This window comes from Eubacterium callanderi, assembly GCF_900142645.1.
In the GTDB taxonomy this organism is placed as follows: domain Bacteria; phylum Bacillota; class Clostridia; order Eubacteriales; family Eubacteriaceae; genus Eubacterium; species Eubacterium callanderi.
In genome coordinates, this window is sequence record NZ_FRBP01000021.1 from 1 (window position 1) to 20,549 (window position 20,549).

The window sequence follows — 20,549 nt, forward strand, 5'->3', positions numbered from 1 at the left end:
CCTGTTTTCCATTACTGTCGGTTCCATAGACATCGGCGTAATATTTCCCCACGTCGTAGCCATGGTCTTTGAGATTAATGGTTACTTCGTAGGTATCATTAGTCTTTCTCGTTGCTCGGTACCAGATTAAATCATCCATTCCGCCATTATTACTCCATACCGGTACTAAAATTTCCCGGATTCCTGCCGGTGCATCAATCCCACTGACCGTTACTGTGAACTGGCTGTCCTTGACTTCGCCTGCTGTCACATTCCTTGCTGTCATCTGTGCGATGGTCTGGGTTGTTCCACCCAGGTATACCTGTTTTCCATTACTGTCGGTTCCATAGACATCGGTGTAATATTTCCCCACGTCGTAACCATGGTCGCTATTATCCACTAAAATAGCATAACTGCCATCAGTTTGTCTAACCCCTTGATACCACTTGATATCATCCATTCCATCATTGTTACTCCAAGTCGGAAATAATAGGTTAGAATAATTTAAAAACCCTTTTGCATATACTTTAAATTGATTATTGTTAATCCTAACACTAGAGACTCCATTCGAAATAGAGGGGACAGCAACAATATCTATAGTTTCACCACCAATATATCCATCATTTTCAGCATTATCAGTAGCATAATAATCAATATAATAAGTACCTACTCGATCTTCATGATTTTTAATATCCACAGTAACAGACCACTGTCCATTACCAATATTGTTTGCCGGGTACCATTTCAAATCATTCCAGTCACACCATACTGCTGCTCTTACATCACTAACACCGGAAAGATCGTCTTTTACGCCATTCGCTGTAACTGTAAACACAGCATTAGTTGTTGGCGATTCAGGCGTTGTAATGCTATCCGCCGTAGGAGCTTTTTCGTCCTTGGTAGCGCCGCCAAAATATTCGCTGACACTGTTAACAATCCTTCCGCTCATTTTTTCCTGAAAAGCATCTGATGCCAACAACAGGGATTCAGATGGATTGGAAATAAAACCGCCTTCAATTAAAACTGAAGGGCACGTTACATGTGCTTGAACATAGTCGTCTCTTTCCACCGTCTTTCGGTGATCAATTCCAATTCCATTGAAATTTCTTTCCAAAACAGAAGCAAAAACTTTTGATTCCTGTGCGGCCCAACAAGGGGAGCTATCTCTGAAGGCCGTATCTCCAGCCCAAAGACCAGAAACCTCATAAACACCTTCTTGATCAAAATCACGATAGCTGCTCCAATAAAACTCATAACCGCTGGCCGATGATCCACCTGAATTATGGTGAACACTAATTGCCAAATCTGGCTTTATTTTATTAATAGCATTCGCAACATTTGATAAAGAATTAGCTTCCGCGTTCGTCAACAATGACTGTACAGAGCATCCAGCAACAGGATGTGTAAGGTAAACAGTGTATCCTAACTGTTTAAGTTTGGTAGCAACTTTACCCGCAACAGCTGCATTGACAGCTGCTTCTGTTATACCAGTACTGGAATTCGTCGCACCTGGGTCATAACCTACACTGTGTCCAGGTTGTATAACTACCACTGGTGAACGCGCATATACTGGAAAACCAGAGATTATGAAGCTAAACAAAAACAGCAGCAATATCGATATGGCAACCACAATCTGGTTTTTTTTTGCTTTTTCTTTTTGCAAATAGTTTCCTCCTTTCTCCAAAATTTAGGAAACTTATTTATTCAGAGTCTAGTTTCCCATGATTGAATTATATTATATTCCCCTTTCTCCGTCAATTAAACTTAAAACAAAAGCATCCTCTATTGAGAATGCTTTTTACGATAAACTTTATATTCTAAATGAAAAATCGCCCGTTTTCCGCGTTAGATTAGGATTATAGTAAGGATCATTGTCAATGTACCGACCCCAATGCTGGTACATATACTCTGTTTCTTTGGCAAATCGTTCCTGCTTTTCAACGGTATTTTCATAACCTCTAGATTTTGATTCATAATGATACAGCTCAACCTGATGTAGCCAAACATTTTGTTTTCCCAACTCTAATAATTTCAGACAAAGATCCACATCATTAAAAGCAACTATTAGCTCCTCATTAAAACCATTTACTTTTTCAAAATCATCTTTTTTAACCATCATACAAGCCGCAGTGACAGCGGAATAATTACAATTAATTTCCAGCCTTCCAAAATACCCAAAATCACCTTTTGGAAAAGTATGATGGCCGTGGCCTGCCGCACCGCCAAGCCCAAGTATAACGCCTGCATGCTGGATTGTATTGTCCTCATAGTATAATTTTGCACCCACTGCTCCAATTCGATCAAACTGCGCAAAAGAAACCATTGTATTTATCCACTCAGGCGCAATAACTTCGGTATCATTATTTAAAAACAAAAGATACCTACCTTTTGCCTGCCGGGCGGCTATGTTGTTAATTTCTGAATAATTAAAAGGTATATCTATCGGAATTACTGAAACTTTATCTGCATATTGTTCCTCGTATACTTCAAAAAGCTGTTTTGTTTGGATTTCCTGACTACCATTATCCGCAATAATAATCTCGTAGTTTGGATAGACTGTTTTTAAAAGAATTGAATCCACACACTTTTTCAAATCTTCATATCCATCTCGCGTTGGAATAATAATGGATACTTTTTCTGTTTTAATGATATCGTACTTAACATTATACAATCCTAACCCCGCGGCGTGTGTTACTGTCCCTGTAATTCCACGTCTGTTAAGCGCATCCTGCAAAGCAAGTTTTCCTGCTTCAAAAGCATATCCTTTAGAGTTCTGATTAACTGCCGTCGATGTCTCCAGCATTCGCCAATGATATAAAATTTTCGAAATATGTCCAATTCGATTTGTCTTCTCTGTAAATCGCAGCACAAGATCATAATCCTGCGCCCCTTCATATCCTTTTCTAAATCCGCCAATCATATCAATTATTTTTTTTCTGTACACACCAAAATGACAGATATAATTCGTTCCCATTAACAAGTCCGGTGACCAATCGGGCTTGAATGTCGGATCCGTACGGCGGTCATTTTTATCAATTTTATCTTCATCACTATAAATCAAATCAAGCTGTGGTTCTGAGTTTAATTTTTTTACTACCTCATAAAGTGCATTTAGCGATAATTCGTCATCATTATCCAGTAGTCCAATAAATTCGCCTTCAGCCATTGACAAAGCTGAATTTGTAGCTTCGCAGATATGTCCATTTTCTTCTCTATAAAGAACTTTTATACGGCTGTCCTCTTTTTCAATCTTTTCAAGTAATGGTTTCACATAACTTTTTGAAGAATGATCATCCGCAATGCACAGCTCCCAGTTCGCGTAGTACTGATTTCTAACGGAATCGATACACTTTCTCAGCCACTTTTCTTCAACGTTATAAACAGGCATTAGGATAGAAATCAAAGGTTGATAATTAAATATTTCTATGTTCTTTTTTATTTTCTCAATATTATCCTCTTCATTTTCATCAATCCATTGTTCATATAAGGCATTTGAATGCGTTTTTTCTAACTTAAGACGTTTTAGTGTATTTTTCAACCCATTTCTTTTTAAATAACTGATACCTCTTTTCAATTTTATATATAAGTGGCTAAAAGGACTTCCAAACTCATTTGTTAAGTGATATTTTTTTTTCAGATTAAAATTAGCCCTTCTGGATTCTTCACCAACTGCAAAAATCAAACGTATAGTTCCAGACCACTTTTCAACCACAATCGTTGCTAAAAAACCACATTTGGAATCTGAGCCGAGATTATAAATTTGATTAACATCTGTTCTTAATTTGGAAGAAACCTCAAATTCTTTAATATTGTGATTTCCTTTGATCGTAATAGTTGGGATTTTTTTGTTTTTAACATTCAAGCACCATCCTTGAATTATCAATTTGTGTTCTTCATCGTCCTTCATGACGCTATCAATAAAAAATTGAATATCTTTTTTCATTATTTTAAACCTCATTATTCAAAATCCATGGATTAATATAAGGATCTCTTCTTTTTTCAGACGGCCATACTTCATTAAATTTGCAATATTCTTGCTTTGTCAATAATTTATTTTCGACACAGCCTTCTACACCTTTAAAATAAGGTGTCCAAACAATATCTAAATTCATGGACCGTATTTTTAAACAAAGGTCTATTCCTTTCAAACCATCTACTAAACTTTCATTGATGCCACCAGCTTTTAAATAGTTTTCTTTACTGATTAAAAGGCAATCTTCTGTTACTGCAAAAACATTCTGCGGTAAGACAATCCGGAAATAGTATCCTAACGAACGATCTGAACATCCACGATGCGTGTAATGTATTTGCTGGTTTTCATCATCGATCCATACACCTGCATTATAGACAATATTTTCCTTTGTAACGATCTTCCCACCAACGATTCCAACTCCGTCCTTCAGTCCATAATTAAGAAGTTCACTAATATTTCGTTTTTTTTCTAAAAGAATACTATTTTTTAAAAACAGCAAATACTGCCCTTTTGCTTCCTCTACGCGTTTATTAAAACTGTATGATTGAAGAAATCGAATTCTTGTGTCTTCATATTTCAAAAGCTCTTTTTGTTCAGCAGGTATTAGTATTTCAAAATTACTATAATCTGCATTGTCTAGAATTGCATTAACTGTTTTTTCAATATCTTTATTGGCGCCCCATAAAATAATTGAAAGCATAGGTTTTATTTCATAATTATAATTTATTTTATAAGCTCCGTAATTTTGGGTCATTTTCACATTACCATGGAGATTTTTTCGTGCTAACGACTCTTCCAAAGCTTTTTTTCCGGCTGTGTAAGCATACTCTTTACTTTTAGGGTCAAATGCAACTGATGTTTCAATGGTTCTCCAATGATATAAAATTTTAGGAATATGCCATATATGTTTTGCTTGCTCTGTTGCTCTTAAAACAAAATCATAATCCTGGCTTCCATCCATAGTACTTCTTAAAGCACCCACTTTATCCAACAACGTTCTCTTTATAACTACAAAATGCGTAATGTAATTGTGACCACACAGCAATACTGGATTCCAATTTGGTTTAAAGAAAGGATCAAAACGCTTCCCTTTTACGTTTATTTTATCCTCATCGGTATAGATAAAATCTATATCACTTTGCTCATTAATTGCTTTAATTACTTCATATAAAGCTATTGGTGACAACTCATCATCATTGTCCATAAATCCAATAAATTCTCCTGTTGATATCTCTATAGCCGAATTTGTTGCCTGAGAAATATGACCATTTTCATTTCTAAAAACAAGTTTTATTCTTTTATCTTTTTGGGACATTGTTTCTAAAAGAGGACGTACATAAGTTTTCGTTGAACAGTCATCCGCAATACACAACTCCCAATTTTTATAAACTTGCTTTCGCAAAGAATCGATGCATTTTTGCAACCATTTTTCTTCAACATTGTAAACTGGAACAACAACAGAAATTTTAGGAGTTATTTCAAAACTATTAATATCCTGCCTAATTTTTTCCAAGTCAACCTTCTCATTTTTATAGATCCAATAGTCATAGTCATCACTACTACGGTGTGCCTTATGAAAAATAAATTTTTTATATGCTTCTGCAATTCCTAACCGCCGAATTGCTTTCAATTCTGCTTTCGTTTTTTGCTTAAAACTTTTTTGTTCTAGATTAAAACGATCAATTTTGATTAATAATTCAACGCCTGTTTTAGTCTTTAAAATAATATGATGGTATCGTTTTAACCTGACTCCTTCTATTTCTATGATGAATCCTGGCTTACAGTCTCTTTCAAGGTCAAATATGTCACATACGTCAAACCGCTCTTGGCGAGCAACTTTAAAATAAACGCCTTCTTCTACTGGTACATCATAATTTAGTCTTCTGTTATCTGACTTTGAAAATCCCCACCCTCTTATAACAACTATATTTTTTTCATGATCAAAATCAAACGCATCTATACTATATTGAAAAAAGCTATTCTTTTTTTGAATTAATTGTTGTTTTCTTTTATATAGGTTGGATAATTTTCGAATTCCTTCTAAAGTTTTCCATAAATTTGAATCAAGCATCTGCATATAACGCATTTTCATAATTTCTATTTTATTGCCATTTTCTTCAGAAACAAGCTCCATTTTTTTACATAATTTTGTATTTTCATTCTTTTTCTTATAATAATCGATCAGAATTTTTTTCTGGATTTCACCATATTCTCCAAGATAAAAAAATTTAAAATACAATGTCAATTTCCTGCCTCTAATATACTCTCCCTCTACTCTTAAAAAAGGGTGGCTATTTAAAAAGGCATATGTATCTTCTGTCTGCCATATCGCATTTGTTGTTAATGTCTTAATCTCAACTCCTTCTGTTACAGCCTTAAACTCCAGAATACCTTTACTCTGCATTGGTACAATTTTTAAAGCATTTAATGCGTCAGGAATATCCAATACAACCGTTTGATTTTCTCCAGTTAATACATTCAAAAGCCATGGTTCTACTTTAATATCATTTCCGTAATCATATACTAAATAGAGCTGTACAACTGCATTGGAATTTTCTGGAATCTTTCTTTTAAATGATACGTTCGCTTTCAAAGATAACACGAAGAAATACTGATACACCTCTCCAAATGGTCTAATTTTAAAATCATATTGTATTTCAATTGGCAAATCTGCATATGAATTATCAAATTCAGTTTGACCAACTTGAGCGTAAGTGTAGTCTTCTTCATTAATGTATAGACCTGTTTTCTCAAAAAGCTTCTCGAATCCATTCTGTGTATAAAATGTATTATGAGTTTTATCTAAAAGACCATATTCATTATAGCAAAAATTGTTATTAAACAAGTCAATCAAAACAGAATTATGCCCTATATTAGGAAAAGAAACAAGAAAAACACCATCGCTTTTTAGACATTTTTTCGAACATTCTAATACTTTTAGCGGATCCTGTAGATGCTCTAGAACATCAGCAAAAATAATCACATCAAATAACTGATCACTAAAATATTCACACCATTCAAAATCCTCAATATTTCCTAAAAAACCATCATCTGCGAACTTCATTACTTCAATATAAAGCTCTTTATCAAATTCGACAATAGATACACGGCACTGTTTCACTTCCGTTAAATATCTTGTTACTCTTCCGTTTCCTGGTCCAAATTCTAATACTCTGGAACCGTCCTTTATGTGCGCAATAATCTTTCCAGTACTGGTATTTTGATCAAGGGCTAAATCAAAATCATATTTCATTTCTAAACCTTTTCTTTCCACTCATGATCCAACACAACAATTCCTTCGCCTACATATTTCCCTGTGATAAACATATTAATATATTTTGTTTTATACACTAAAGGAACCGTTGCATTTTCTTCGAATAAAGCAATATCAAAATAATATTCACCGCCTAAAAGTCCCATTTTATTATATCTTAAATAAAATACATTCTTTCCTTTTTCCCACGGAATATTCTTTTTATCAAGCAAAGTATTTAAACCACAAACATATCGATTATCTATTGTCCTTATAGCAATTCCTAAAACTGGACTTTTAATGTTGATATTTTTTACATTATATTCTACCCTTACAATTACCGTACTATCCTGTTCTACCATTTCCAAAGGTTCTAAATTCTCGTTCAAAATTTCTGCATTTTGAACTTCAACAATATCTGCTGCAGTATGCTCTTCCACCATGGTTCTTTCGCGATCAATAGAAGTTAAAGATTTTTTCTTTAAGAAATTATCATACTGCTCTGTTACTTCCATAGTATCACCCTCATTAACAATTTCTCCATTTTTTAACCAATATACACGGTCGCAAAATCTCCTTATTGAGTTAATGTCATGTGAAACAAACAAAATGGTTTTATTAGAGTTTCGGAACTCGGTAAATTTTTCCATACATTTTAGCTGAAATTCTAAATCGCCAACCGCTAATGCTTCATCAACAATTAAGATATCTGGATCAACATTAATCGCCACAGCAAAAGCCAAACGAACAAACATACCACTAGAATATGTTTTTACAGGCTGATTGATATGATCCCCTATATCCGCAAAAGTAATAATATCATCCACCATATCATCAATTTGTTCACGAGAAAAACCTAGAACCATCCCATTCAAATAAATATTTTCATATCCACTATATTCTGGATTAAATCCAGAACCCAATTCTAGTAAAGCAGAAATTTTTCCGTCTATTTTAATTTCTCCACTCGTCTGTGTTAAAACACCAGTTATAATTTTCAAAAGAGTTGACTTTCCAGATCCATTTTCCCCAATAAACCCAACAGTTTCTCCTTTTGCAACCTCTATATTTAAATTATTTAAAGCGTAAAAATCTTCATGGTAGCTTTTTCTGAAAGGATTCAAAGCCTCTTTTAGTCTATCCTTTGGTTTTGCATAAAGCGCATATTTTTTTGTTAAATTTTTTATATCAATTACTTTATTTTCCATTGTAGCCTCCAATTTGACACAATCATAATTAATTATAAAACATCTGAAAAATGAGGTTTCAAGCGGTTATATATAACCGAACCTATTATCATCATTACCAAAGTAAAGGCCCAAAAATAAGCAGTCATCCCGGCATGTTCCCAAACCCATCCTGTTCCAAAAAAAGAATCTCTGTATCCCTGTACTATATAAAACAGAGGATTAAGCTTAAATAAAAAATGGTACTGCGCTGGAAACTGATTGATACTCCATAATATAGGCGTTCCCCACATTAAAATTTGCATGACAACACCAATTAGTTGAGAAACATCCGAAAAAAACGGTTGAATGGATGCTGTTATCCATGTTAGTCCTGTTAAAAACATAATCAAACAGAATAAATAATAAATAATCTGAACGCTGTAAAGCGTGGGGTAAAAACGGTATAGCGAAGTTAATATAAAGGCAATCGCAATAAAAAAGACATGTGTATATAAATTAGACAACATTTTCGCTGTGGGTAAAATTTTTATATTAAAAACAACTTTTTTAACCAAATAGCTATATTCTCTAAAACAGTTAGTTGCTGACATCAGGGTGTCCGAGAAAAAAAACCAGGCAATAATCCCCGTTGTCAAATAAAGGATAAAAGGAATCGAGCCATCCGTCATCCCAGCCTTTAATCCCTTTTCAAATACAAACCAATAAGTCAAAATTGTAACCAATGGATTAATAAAAGCCCAAAATACACCTAACATTGACCCGGCATAACGAGCTTTAAAATCATTTACTGAAAACTGCATTAATAGCCTTTTATTCCAGTAAATATCCCGAAAAAAGGTAAAAAAATCTTTAAACATAAATCAACTTCTCCTCTTATAAAACAAATCTGCCGCTGTATATGCTATTAGCAACAGTCAGCGGCAGTCTTATTCTCATTTTTTATTTTCTATTTCTTAGAATACATCTTCTCATAGTATTCCTGATATCCGCCGGACTTCACCTGTTTTAGCCAATCCTGATTGTTTAAATACCAGTCGATGGTCTCAACAATACCCTGTTCAAAGGTATAGGATGGCGACCAACCAAGCTCGGTTGTAATCTTTGTGTTATCAATGGCATAACGGCGGTCATGGCCTAATCGGTCCTCCACATGAATTTTCAGATCATCTGAAATTTTTGAAACATCCGTATCGATACCATTATACTGGTCATTGCTTAATTTTTCTTTTACATTGGCAATAATCAGGTCGACAATTTCAATATTGGCCTTTTCGTTGTTACCGCCGATATTATACACTTCGCCCAGACGGCCTTTGTGAAGCACAGTATCAATACCGCTACAGTGGTCTTTTACATGCAGCCAGTCTCTGATCTGCATGCCATCCCCGTAAATTGGCAGATTCTTAAGCTCGACCACATTGGAAATCATGAGTGGAATCAGCTTTTCTGGAAACTGGTAAGGACCGTAGTTATTGGAGCAACGGGTAATATTCATTGGAAATTTAAAAGTATTTCCATAGGCCCGTACCAGGAGGTCCGCGCCAGCCTTGGATGAAGAATAAGGACTGTTTGGCTGGATTAGTGTTGTCTCGGTAAACATGCCTGTTTTTCCAAGGGCACCATAAACTTCGTCGGTAGATACCTGAAGGTATTTTACGCCTTCACGATAAGTTGGATAGCCGTTTTCGTCTTTTCCTGTCTGCCAGAGATTTTTTGCGGCGTCCAGCAGAACCTGGGTCCCCATTACATTGGTCTGCACAAAGATTTCCGGGTTTTCAATACTGCGGTCCACGTGGGATTCGGCGGCAAAGTTAACCACTAAATCAAAATTGTATTTTTTGAATAAATCGTTGATAAAAGGACGGTCCGCAATATCCCCTTTCACAAATTCATAATTCGGATTATCTTCAATATCAGTCAAATTTTCCAGATTTCCCGCGTAGGTCAATAAATCCAGATTGACAATCTTATAATCCTTATGCCGATCCAGCATATATTTTACAAAGTTCGAGCCAATAAATCCGGCGCCGCCGGTCACTAATACTGTTTTCAATCTTTAAACTCCTCTTAAAATTCTAACGTATCTTTGATATCTTTTAAAAACGGCTGTTTCTGATCTTTTTCGGATAACAACAGTTCCAAGCCCTCAACGGGCCATTCAACACCGATTTCCGGGTCATTCCATCGAATACCGCCGTCGTATTCTGGTGCGTATAAATTTGTGCATTTATAATTGAAGGTCGCCTCGTCTGATAAGACGACAAAGCCATGGGCAAAGCCTTCCGGAATGTAGAACATGGTTTTATTTTCTGCGCTCAGCTCAACACCGGCCCACTCACCGTAGGTTGGCGATCCTTTTCTCAGGTCGACCCCCACATCCCATACAGCGCCCTGGGTACAGCGTACCAGTTTTCCCTGGGAGTATTTTCTTTGAAAGTGGAGCCCTCTCAGCACACCCTTTTTAGACTTTGATTCATTGTCCTGAATAAAAGTCATGTTAAGGCCCTGCTTTTCAAATTCTTCTTTATTGTAGGTTTCCATGAAATAACCGCGTTCATCTCCAAAAACGGAAGGCTGAACAATTACCAATCCTTCAATCTGAGTTTTTGTCACTGTTATGGCTGCCATTAGTTCACTCCTCTTTTCTCATTTGCCCGGTTGATTAAATACTGTCCATAGGCTGTTTTTTTAAGGGGATCTGCCAGCTTTAGAAGCTGTTCCCGATTGATAAATCCTTTTGTGTAGGCAATCTCTTCCACACAGGAAACAAAAAGGCCCTGGCGTTTTTGAATGGTTTCCACAAAATTAGATGCCTCAATCAGGCTGTCATGCGTACCGGTATCCAGCCACGCCATCCCACGGCTGAAAAGCTCAACTTTTAAATCACCGCGTTTCAGATAGGTCTCATTAACCGTTGTAATTTCAAGCTCTCCTCTCGGTGAGGGCTTAATGTTCTTGGCAATCTCCACCACGTCGTTATCATAGAAATAAAGACCCGGCACCGCAAAATTGGACTTTGGTTCTGTTGGCTTTTCCTCAATGGAAATAACGCTGCCATCCTCTGCAAACTCAACGACGCCATAGCGCTCTGGGTCTGTTACCGGATAGCCAAAGATTACAGCGCCCTTTTCAAGCTCCGCCGCGGCTGCAAGCGACTTTGTAAAGCCTTGTCCGTAAAAAATATTGTCGCCCAAAACCAGCGCAACCTTATCATCCCCAATAAATTCTTCACCGATAATAAAGGCTTCTGCCAGGCCGTTCGGCGCTTCCTGAACTTTATATGAGAAGTTTAATCCCAGCTCCTCCCCGGTTCCAAATAAGCGTTCAAACATCGGCAAATCATGGGGGGTGGAAATAATCAGAATATCCTTAATTCCTGCCAGCATCAACGTTGACAGCGGATAGTAAATCATCGGCTTATCATAAATTGGCAATAATTGCTTGGATACTGCGCGGGTGATGGGATATAAACGTGTTCCGGACCCTCCGGCTAAAATAATTCCTTTCATATATCTCTCCTTAATTCTATTCGATCAATTTTCTTTTAACCATTTTAAATATTCAGACAATGCTTCTTCCCATGGTCTGAACACATTGATTTTCAAATCTTCCAAGCCCTTATTTCTTAACACAGAATAATGCGGTCTGGGAGTTGGGCTTGCGTATTCCTCTGAGCTGACCGGCTTAACATCAATCTTTACACCGCTTTTCTCAAAAATAGCAACCGCGAAATCATACCAGCTACACTGCCCTTCACAGGTTCCGTGATAAATTCCATAGGCATTGGTCTGGATCAGTTCAATGATTGCCCGGGCAAGATCAACCGTGCTGGTAGGTGTTCCCACCTGATCACTGACCACGGTAAGCTGAGGATGATTTTCCGCCAGTCTCAGCATGGTTTTCACAAAGTTATTACCATCACCATAGAGCCAGGCTGTACGGACAATGAAGTATTTATCCATCGTCTCTGCCACATATTTTTCACCTGCGGCCTTGCTGTCGCCGTACACTGTTTTAGGGTCAACAGGGTCTGTTTCTACATAGGGGCGAAGCTGTCCATTTTGGGCAATCCCTTCACCGTCAAAGACATAATCTGTTGAAACCTGTACTAAAACAATATCTTTTTCTTTTGCAATCTCAGCCAGGTTTTTGGGGCCGTCTGCGTTTATTTTAAAGGCAGCTTCCCGGTTTGTTTCACAGCCATCCACATTTGTCATGGCTCCACAGTTAATAATCACATCTGGTTCTTCCTTGGTAATGATCTCACTGATTGCAGCTTTATCTGTAATATCAAATTCGGGGATGTCATAACCGACAAAATTAATATTTTTGTCTTTAAGCTGAATACTTAATTCCCGGCCCAGCTGGCCGTTGCTTCCTGTTACAAGTACTTTCATATATTTCACCTTTTTTTATTCTTTTATGCGGACTAAATCTATATTATTATACTGCACAAGCCTTTATTTGTCTATTTTTTTTCTTAATTTTCTTAAAAATGTATCCAATTTGTATCAAAATTATGTTATAATTAATATGCTTAAATTGCCTTTATGTTCTGATTTACACACAATATGTATTATTAAAATTTTGAGAGGATTTTATATGACATTAAAAAAGAAAGTACTGTGCATCGTTTTGGCCTGCCTAATCATTGTGGTTGGCAGCGGTGCCGTGTATGGCTTTAGCATTTTGCATGGGATTGCCGGCGAGCAATTGGACGAAAGCGAGCTTAACATCAACGATTTATTGGATGAGGATGTTGTAAACATCGCTGTTTTTGGTCTCGATGGCCGTGACGATGTTGACGGTGACCGTTCCGATACCATCATGATTGCCACACTTAATTTTAAAACTGGTAATATTAAAGTGACCTCCGTCATGCGTGATTTAATGGTTAAAATACCTGAAAGCAAAAAAAATGATGTAAGCTATGAAAAAATCAATGCTGCCTATGATTACGGCGGTGCTGCCCTCGCAGTTAAAACTTTAAACGAAAATTTTGACTTAAACATCTCAGATTATGTGACTGTTAATTTTGACTGTCTCGTTGATACTGTAGATGCTCTGGGTGGTGTTGACGTAAATATTGCCGATGAGTCTATTCTTTATTGGACCAATCAGTACATCATGGATGTGAACGACAAGGTTAAAAAGGCTGACCCCTTTTTGGAGCATACGGGTGTACAGACGGTTACCGGTGTTCAAGCCCTTGCATTCTGCCGAAACCGCTATAGTGACAGTGACTATATGCGTACTCAGCGCCAGCGCGAGGTCGTTGAACAAATTGTCCAGAAGGCGTTCAATGTCGATATCTTTACTGGTCTCAACCTGTTAAGTAAGGTCTACCCATATGTAACCACATCCTTATCTTTACAGGAAATGACAACTTACGCCAAAGCTTTTATGGCACTTGAAAACAAAACATTTTTAGATTTCCGGGTTCCTACTGACGAGCTTTCCTTTGGCGATATGATTGATGAAGTCTGGTATCTGGTACCAAACACGCTGGCAGACAATGCTGTTGTGCTTCATAAATTTTTATATGATATAGATACCTATACTCCTACAGATCAGCTTATGAAGATCAGCAATAACATCGCAGACAGAACCGGCGGGTCAACAGGCATCACCATTGACCCAAATGCTCCTTATCAGGACTATACAACTAACTCCTCAAACGAAAATGATTCAACCGAGCCAACACCATCAACGGACAACAGTTATAACAGTTCTGGTAACAACTCATACAACAATTCTGATAACAGCTCAGATAACTCAGATTATACATCTCCGTCTGAGGATTATACGCCATCAGACGATTCATCCACTTCCGGCACGCCTGACGACAGTGCAGACAGTGTGGAATAAGCAAAACGCAAACAAAAATCCCTTTGGTTAAATACCAAAGGGATTTTTTATAACCGTTATTTAATTCTTGCTCCGCATCAAATTGATCAGGCCGCCAGCCTGCAGCATTTCTTTCTGGCGTTCAGACACTTCGATTAACAGCGGATATTCTTCATTTTTCGTTTTATTCTTCAAAACAATTTTTCCGGTATTCACCTGTTCTCTGGCGTGATCAATCATCAGATCATCTCCCAGAGAAATCTTATCGTAATCTGCTTCATTCTCAAACACCATTGGCAAGATACCATTATTGATCAGATTATTTTTATGAATACGGGCAAAGGATTTTGTGATAACCCCTTTAATCCCGAGATAAACAGGCGCTAAAGCGGCATGCTCACGGCTAGAGCCCTGCCCATAATTCTGTCCACCGATAATGAAGCCACCATGGTTATCCTTTGCGCGCTGCGGAAATTCCGGATCACAAGGGGACAGACAATAATCCGCCAGGTATGGGATGTTCGAGCGGTACGGTAACAGCTTCGCATTGGAGGGCATGATATGGTCTGTTGTGATGTTGTCCTCCACGACGATCAAAGCTTTTCCTTCAACGGTATCTGCTAGTGGTTTGGCAAGTGGGAACGGCTTGATATTTGGTCCCTTAATAACTTCAACCCTTTCACCCTCAGGCGCCGGCGGGATTACCGCGTTATCATTGATCAGAAAATCTTTTGGCATTTCGATATCCGGCAGTTCAACTTTACCGAGGGGATTTGTCAACACGCCCTTAACAGCTGAAATCGCAGCGGTTTCCGGGCTTAAAAGATACACGTCTGCACTAACCGTCCCAGATCTCCCCTTAAAATTACGGTTAAAGGTTCTGAGCGACACACCGTCTGTACACGGCGCCTGCCCCATACCAATGCATGGTCCGCAGCCACATTCAAGAATTCTGGCACCGGCATTCAGAAGATCGGCCAGTGCGCCGTTTTCTGCCAGCATGGTCAAAACCTGTTTGGAGCCTGGTGCAATAACCAGCTGCACATTTTCCGCAACGGTCTGCCCTTTCAAAATAGCTGCTACCTTCATCAAATCAAGCCATGAGGAATTCGTACAGCTTCCGATGGCTACCTGATTAACCTTGAGTCCTTCAATTTCAGAAACCTTAACAACCTTATCTGGGCTGTGCGGACAGGCTGTCAATGGCTCCAAGGTGCTTAAATCTACTTTTACAACCTGGTCGTATACAGCGTCGGAATCTGCGGACAGGGCTGTGAAATCTCCGCCTCTTCCCTGGGCCTCAAGGAAGGCTTTTGTCATCTCATCTGAAGGGAAAACCGAGGTTGTCGCGCCGAGCTCTGCGCCCATATTGGTTACAGTTGCGCGTTCCGGCACGGTCAGCGTTTTCACTCCATCTCCAGTGTATTCAAAAACTTTATTGATACCACCCTTTACAGTACATTGTCTGAGCACTTCAAGAATGATATCTTTGGAAGATACGCCCTTGCGCAGTTTTCCAGTCAACTCAACCTTTACCACTTCTGGCATGGTGATATAGTATTCACCGCCTGCCATGGCCACCGCTACATCCAGACCGCCGGCGCCAATGGCCAGCATGCCAATCCCGCCGCCTGTCGGAGTATGGCTGTCGGAACCCAGCAGCGTCTGTCCCGGAACGCCAAAGCGTTCAATTTCCACCTGATGGCAAATTCCATTACCGGGTTTTGAAAAATAGACGCCGTGTTTTTTAGCAACGGTTTGAATATAGATATGGTCATCCATATTTTCAGGGCCTTCCTGAAGCATATTATGGTCAATATAAGCTAATGAGCGTTTTGTTTTAACTCTTGGTACCTCCATGGCCTCCAGCTGCATATACGCCATGGTTCCGGTGGAATCCTGTGTCAATGTCTGGTCGATGCGGATGCCGATTTCTGTCCCTTTGACCATTTCACCTACCACCAAGTGATCTTTAATAATCTTCTCAGTTAAAGTTAATCCCATTCTTTATCTCCTTCAAAATTAATTCATGTATTATTATACATCATATATGTATTATTTTACCAGACTAAACTGATGAATACCTGTAGTAAAAGCTTTTTTCACCTGTTGTTCAATCTCAGCGTTGCTGATGGCTTCCGTTCTGCCCGCCTCATATACATCATTATTTTTCAGCATTATACGGTCACATCTCTTCAAATTTTGTTTTAGTATATCAAAAAATACTCAAATATGCAATTTTATTTTTTATTCTTTCAAAATTTATTTAGTTAAAGCGTTTGATTTTACCAAAGAATCTTCATTTTACCATTACTAAAAAAATTTCAATCTATATGGATACAGTATTTTAGATAAATTAAAATTGTATACTTCATTTTTAACCATTCTTTTAGTTTGATAATCTCATTGTTATAGATTTCTTTTTCGTGGTATAATTATTCTAAATCACAAATGAAGGAAATAAGTCAAATGAAGCTCTTATATGAATTCTACTTTTTTGTAAAAAATCATAAAAAAAATTACAGCATCCTTAACCTTGCCGCACAGCTTTCTTATCGAGTTTTGCTGGCTTTTATTCCTTTTATCATGCTGATCTATAATTTTTTCAGCTGGTTTGCCCAGGGTCTCAACGATCAGGTGCTTGAGAGCCTGAAGGTCTTGTTTCCCGGTTTTTTAGACGAAATGTTTAACACGGCTGCTGCAAACGCCGCTGGACCCCAGACTTCCCATTGGGCAAATATCGTCTTTGGCTTCTTTATACTTTACGCGTCAGTCTGTGCTGTCCGCTCTTTGATTCTGACCATTAACAAGGTAATGCTGATACCGGAAAAGCGCAACTATTTTCTGGTCTGGGGACTGGCTGTTCTTTATCTGGTTATCCTTGTTATTCTGATCTTAGTGGTTTTTTATCTGTATATCTTTACCCAGAAAATATCAACCTCCTTTTTTGAGTACATGAATCTTTCAGATATTTTTATTAAATTCTGGCAGGGCTTTACCCTGATTTATATCAGTGCGATCATCGCTTTGCTTGTGACCGCCATCTATATGTATACACCGTCTGTCCGGATGTCTTTCTTTTTCGCATTGCCGGGCGGCGTATTTGTAAGCCTGGGCTGGCTCTCCATCATTGGGCTTTATGAGGCTTTTATAAAAAATCATTTACAGATAGAGAGCCTGTTCAGTTCCCTTGAAGGTCCTTTTTCTTTAATTATCGTCGTGTATGTTTTTTGCATTATTCTAACCTTTGGCTGTGTCGTCAATTTATTTTTGCTGAAGAAGATTGGAAGGTAGACCATGAAGAATAAAACATCAAAGCTCACTGAATTCATCATTTTTATGGCAGAGGATATGGACAGGACAGACTTTTGGGGTATCTGTGCCCAGATGTCCTTTTATATTATCATGGCCTTCTTTCCGCTGATTATCTTTTTAATCAATTTTGTCGGCCGCTTTATTGTGCAGTTTAAAGATTATCTTTTTGATATCCTAAAAGAGTATCTTCCCCAGCTCTCCTACGATTACGTCCGCACCTTAATTGACACGCTGACCAAAAACCTTGCGGATAACAATTATATTTTAGTTTTATTCACCTTTTTCTTTGCAACACTGGCCGCAAGAGCGATCATGACAGGAATGAATCAGAACTATGGTAATCATGAGAGCAGAAGCCACTTAAAAATCTGGCTTTTATCCTTTCTTTTCACAATTCTGTTTGCCATTTCCATCATCTTGATCATTTCAGCCTATGTTTTCAGCGAAGCGATCAGTGAATATATTCTTGTACGCTTAGGCATTGATCAGTTTAATATTATTTTAATGAATATCTTTACATTTATTTTTTCTTTGGTCACAAGTATATTTCTGTTTACCTGTGTTTATGTTTTAGCACCGGACCGCCATTTGAAATTTATTCAGGGACTTCCAGGCGCTGTTTTTTCAACTCTTGGCATAAATATTGCCTTCCGTATTTTCTTAATGTTTATGAATCATTCGACTAAATACACCCTGCTATACGGCAACTTTGGTGGATTATTTGCACTTTTAGTTGGAATTTATTTCGTTTGTGTCATTTTAAACTTAGGTGGAAAAATAAATGTATTTTTTTCTCGATGAAACGTTTACAAATTTAAATTTCATGGTACAATATATTAAAAAGATTTTACTTAAATTAACCTATATAAAAACATTCTCATACTTTTTTATGTTAAACTATATTTAATTAAAGTACTCTTATACAATCTATAATATAACCTGTAATTAAGAAAGGACTGATTGACTATGAAACCTAAAATCGCGTACCATCTTTTTCACGAGGGAACTTATCTGAAAAGCTACGAATTTTTTGGCGCTCATTTTACAGATAAAGGTGTTGTTTTTCGACTCTGGGCACCACACGCTCAAGCTGTTTCAGTCGTAGGCAATTTTAATGACTGGAATCCCGACGCTCATCCGATGCTTTTACAGAAAGACTCTGGCGGTGTATGGGAATGCACCATTCCTGATCTGAATAAAGGTGAGCTCTACAAATACTGCATTACGCAATGTCATGGGGAAAACGTCTATAAATCAGATCCTTATGGTATTTATTCTGAGGTCAAGCCTAAAACAGCCTCTATTCTCTGGGATTTGGAGGGTTACAGCTGGAAGGACAAAAAATGGCTTGAGCAGCGCAAAAAAGCTGCCTCTAAGCCGAAGCCTGTTAATATTTATGAGGTTCATCTCGGCAGCTGGAGAACACATGAGGACGGAACTGCCTTGAGCTATTACGAGCTTGCTGACACACTTGTCCCTTATCTTAAGGATATGCACTATACGCACGTAGAGCTGATGCCCATTATGGAGCATCCCTTTGACGGATCCTGGGGATACCAGCTGACCGGCTACTTTGCTGCGACCAGCCGCTATGGCGAGCCTCAGGGTTTAATGCATTTTATTGACGCCTGCCATCAGGCGGGAATCAGCGTTATACTGGACTGGGTTCCAGGACATTTCTGCAAGGATGCCCACGGTCTTTATAAGCTTGATGGTACAAACCTTTATGAGGCGACCGAGCACCCTCAATGGGGTACTATGGAATTTGACTTTGCAAAACCAGAAGTGCTGACCTTTTTAATCTCAAACGCTTATTTCTGGTTTGACCAATACCATATTGACGGGCTGCGTATTGACGGTGTGGCAAGCATGATCTATTTAAACTATGGCTATGACGACGAATACCGCCGCAATAAATTTGGTGGAAATGACAGTCTTGAAGCGGTTGATTTCCTGAGAAAACTGAACACAGCCATCTTCAAGCATTTTCCATTTGCCATTATGGCCGCTGAGGAATCAACCGCTTACCCCAAGGTCAGCTGGTCTGTGGACGAGGGCGGCCTTGGTTTTAACCTGAAGTGGGATATGGGATGGATGCACGATACCCTCTCTTATATGGAAACAGACCCATACTGCAGAAATCAGTTCCATTCAAAACTGACTTTCTCAATGGCCTATGCGTTCAGCGAAAACTTTATTTTGCCGCTGTCGCACGATGAGGTTGTCCATGGCAAAAAATCAATCGTGGATAAAATGTTTGGTCCATATGAAATGAAATTTGACCAGCTTCGGCTTTTATATGCGTATATGTATTTTCATTCCGGTAAAAAGCTCACCTTTATGGGGAATGAGTTCGCACCGTTCACCGAATGGCGCTATTACGAATCCCTTGAATGGTTTATGCTGGACTATGACAGGCATCGTCAAACCAAGGACTTTATGCAAGACCTGAATAAATTTTACGCCCGGGAAAATGCGCTTTGGGAAAAGGATCATGGCTGGGACGGCTTTGAATGGATCGACGCTGACAACAACGGCCAGAGCATTCTCGTTTTCAGGCGAATGGGCAAGCATCCAGAAGACGATCTGATCATTCTGATCAACTTCTGCCCGCTAACCTATACCAATTTCCAGATTGGTGTACCTGCAGAAAAAACCTATCGTCTGGTTTTCAACACCGACGATCCAAAATATGGTGGGTCCGGCTTCACAGTCAAAAAGACCGCAAAAGCACAGGACACCCCATGTCATAATCAGCCCTACAGCGTGACGTTGAACATACCGCCATCCGCGGCAATCGTATTAAAGGGCGTTGCGTCAAAAGCAAAAAAGAAAACCACCGCTAAGAAAGCAAAGACAGCTTCTTCATCCAAAGCTGCTGTTTCGGATAAAAAAGCAAAAGTGTCAACTGTAAAAAAATCTACCAAGGCGCAGACCGCAAAGGATACTGCTTCCAAGCCTGTTGCTAAGACGAAAAAATAGCGGTCTGGAA

15 protein-coding genes are annotated in these 20,549 nt (G+C 38.4%); 4 read left to right on the forward strand and 11 right to left on the reverse strand.

The genetic code is table 11. The features are described 5' to 3' along the window. The 9 genes from BUC22_RS20890 to rfbD all read right to left on the reverse strand — a co-directional run. Positions 1–1,642: GBS Bsp-like repeat-containing protein (locus BUC22_RS20890; RefSeq protein WP_143163958.1), on the reverse strand; the 1,642-nt coding region annotated here is incomplete at its 3' end. Between the two features lie 147 nt (positions 1,643–1,789). Next, entirely contained in the window at positions 1,790–3,922 is a 2,133-nt protein-coding gene (locus tag BUC22_RS20895; protein ID WP_073383642.1) for a glycosyltransferase family 2 protein, read from the reverse strand. Between the two features lie 4 nt (positions 3,923–3,926). Beyond that, positions 3,927–7,205 (reverse strand): glycosyltransferase, encoded by a 3,279-nt coding sequence (locus tag BUC22_RS20900; protein WP_073383644.1) that lies wholly within the window; start codon positions 7,203–7,205, stop codon positions 3,927–3,929. Positions 7,206–7,207: 2 nt separating this feature from the next. Continuing rightward, a complete protein-coding gene (locus BUC22_RS20905) occupies positions 7,208–8,413 on the reverse strand; it encodes an ABC transporter ATP-binding protein (protein WP_073383647.1) in 1,206 nt (401 codons plus the stop codon). Between the two features lie 32 nt (positions 8,414–8,445). Beyond that, on the reverse strand, positions 8,446–9,252 hold the full coding sequence (locus BUC22_RS20910) for an ABC transporter permease (RefSeq protein WP_073383649.1): 807 nt from the start codon (positions 9,250–9,252) through the stop codon (positions 8,446–8,448). 89 nt (positions 9,253–9,341) lie between these two features. Further along, complete coding sequence (gene rfbB / locus BUC22_RS20915) at positions 9,342–10,448, reverse strand: dTDP-glucose 4,6-dehydratase (RefSeq protein ID WP_073383652.1); 1,107 nt, start codon at positions 10,446–10,448, stop codon at positions 9,342–9,344. 14 nt (positions 10,449–10,462) lie between these two features. Further along, on the reverse strand, positions 10,463–11,023 hold the full coding sequence (gene rfbC / locus BUC22_RS20920) for a dTDP-4-dehydrorhamnose 3,5-epimerase (protein WP_013382114.1): 561 nt from the start codon (positions 11,021–11,023) through the stop codon (positions 10,463–10,465). Beyond that, positions 11,023–11,904 (reverse strand): glucose-1-phosphate thymidylyltransferase RfbA, encoded by an 882-nt coding sequence (gene rfbA, locus BUC22_RS20925; RefSeq protein WP_038353072.1) that lies wholly within the window; start codon positions 11,902–11,904, stop codon positions 11,023–11,025. The genes rfbC and rfbA overlap by 1 nt, the downstream gene beginning before the upstream one ends. A gap of 24 nt (positions 11,905–11,928) precedes the next feature. Beyond that, positions 11,929–12,792 (reverse strand): dTDP-4-dehydrorhamnose reductase, encoded by an 864-nt coding sequence (rfbD, locus tag BUC22_RS20930; RefSeq protein ID WP_073383654.1) that lies wholly within the window; start codon positions 12,790–12,792, stop codon positions 11,929–11,931. Positions 12,793–13,030: 238 nt separating this feature from the next. Here rfbD and BUC22_RS20935 point away from each other — a divergent pair, with 238 nt between their 5' ends. Beyond that, a complete protein-coding gene (locus BUC22_RS20935) occupies positions 13,031–14,263 on the forward strand; it encodes an LCP family protein (RefSeq protein WP_159435648.1) in 1,233 nt (410 codons plus the stop codon). A 60-nt stretch (positions 14,264–14,323) separates the two neighbouring features. Here the strand turns inward: BUC22_RS20935 and BUC22_RS20940 are convergent, their stop codons facing one another. Beyond that, positions 14,324–16,246, reverse strand: a complete 1,923-nt coding sequence (locus BUC22_RS20940) for an aconitate hydratase (protein ID WP_073383659.1) — start codon at positions 16,244–16,246, stop codon at positions 14,324–14,326. Positions 16,247–16,297: 51 nt separating this feature from the next. Continuing rightward, positions 16,298–16,420 carry a hypothetical protein gene (locus tag BUC22_RS22505; RefSeq protein ID WP_013382119.1) on the reverse strand — a complete coding sequence of 41 codons (123 nt, stop codon included), beginning with the start codon at positions 16,418–16,420 and terminating at the stop codon, positions 16,298–16,300. Positions 16,421–16,711: 291 nt separating this feature from the next. Between BUC22_RS22505 and BUC22_RS20945 the strand changes: the two genes are divergently transcribed. The 3 genes from BUC22_RS20945 (at position 16,712) to glgB (ending at position 20,539) form a co-directional block, all read left to right on the forward strand. Further along, complete coding sequence (locus BUC22_RS20945; RefSeq protein WP_073383661.1) at positions 16,712–17,536, forward strand: YihY/virulence factor BrkB family protein; 825 nt, start codon at positions 16,712–16,714, stop codon at positions 17,534–17,536. Between the two features lie 3 nt (positions 17,537–17,539). Further along, positions 17,540–18,358, forward strand: coding sequence for a YihY/virulence factor BrkB family protein (locus BUC22_RS20950; protein ID WP_073383664.1), 819 nt, complete (start codon positions 17,540–17,542; stop codon positions 18,356–18,358). A gap of 165 nt (positions 18,359–18,523) precedes the next feature. Continuing rightward, positions 18,524–20,539: a 1,4-alpha-glucan branching protein GlgB gene (glgB, locus tag BUC22_RS20955; RefSeq protein ID WP_073383667.1), complete on the forward strand. Its 2,016-nt coding sequence runs from the start codon at positions 18,524–18,526 to the stop codon at positions 20,537–20,539. Positions 20,540–20,549: the final 10 nt, after the last annotated feature.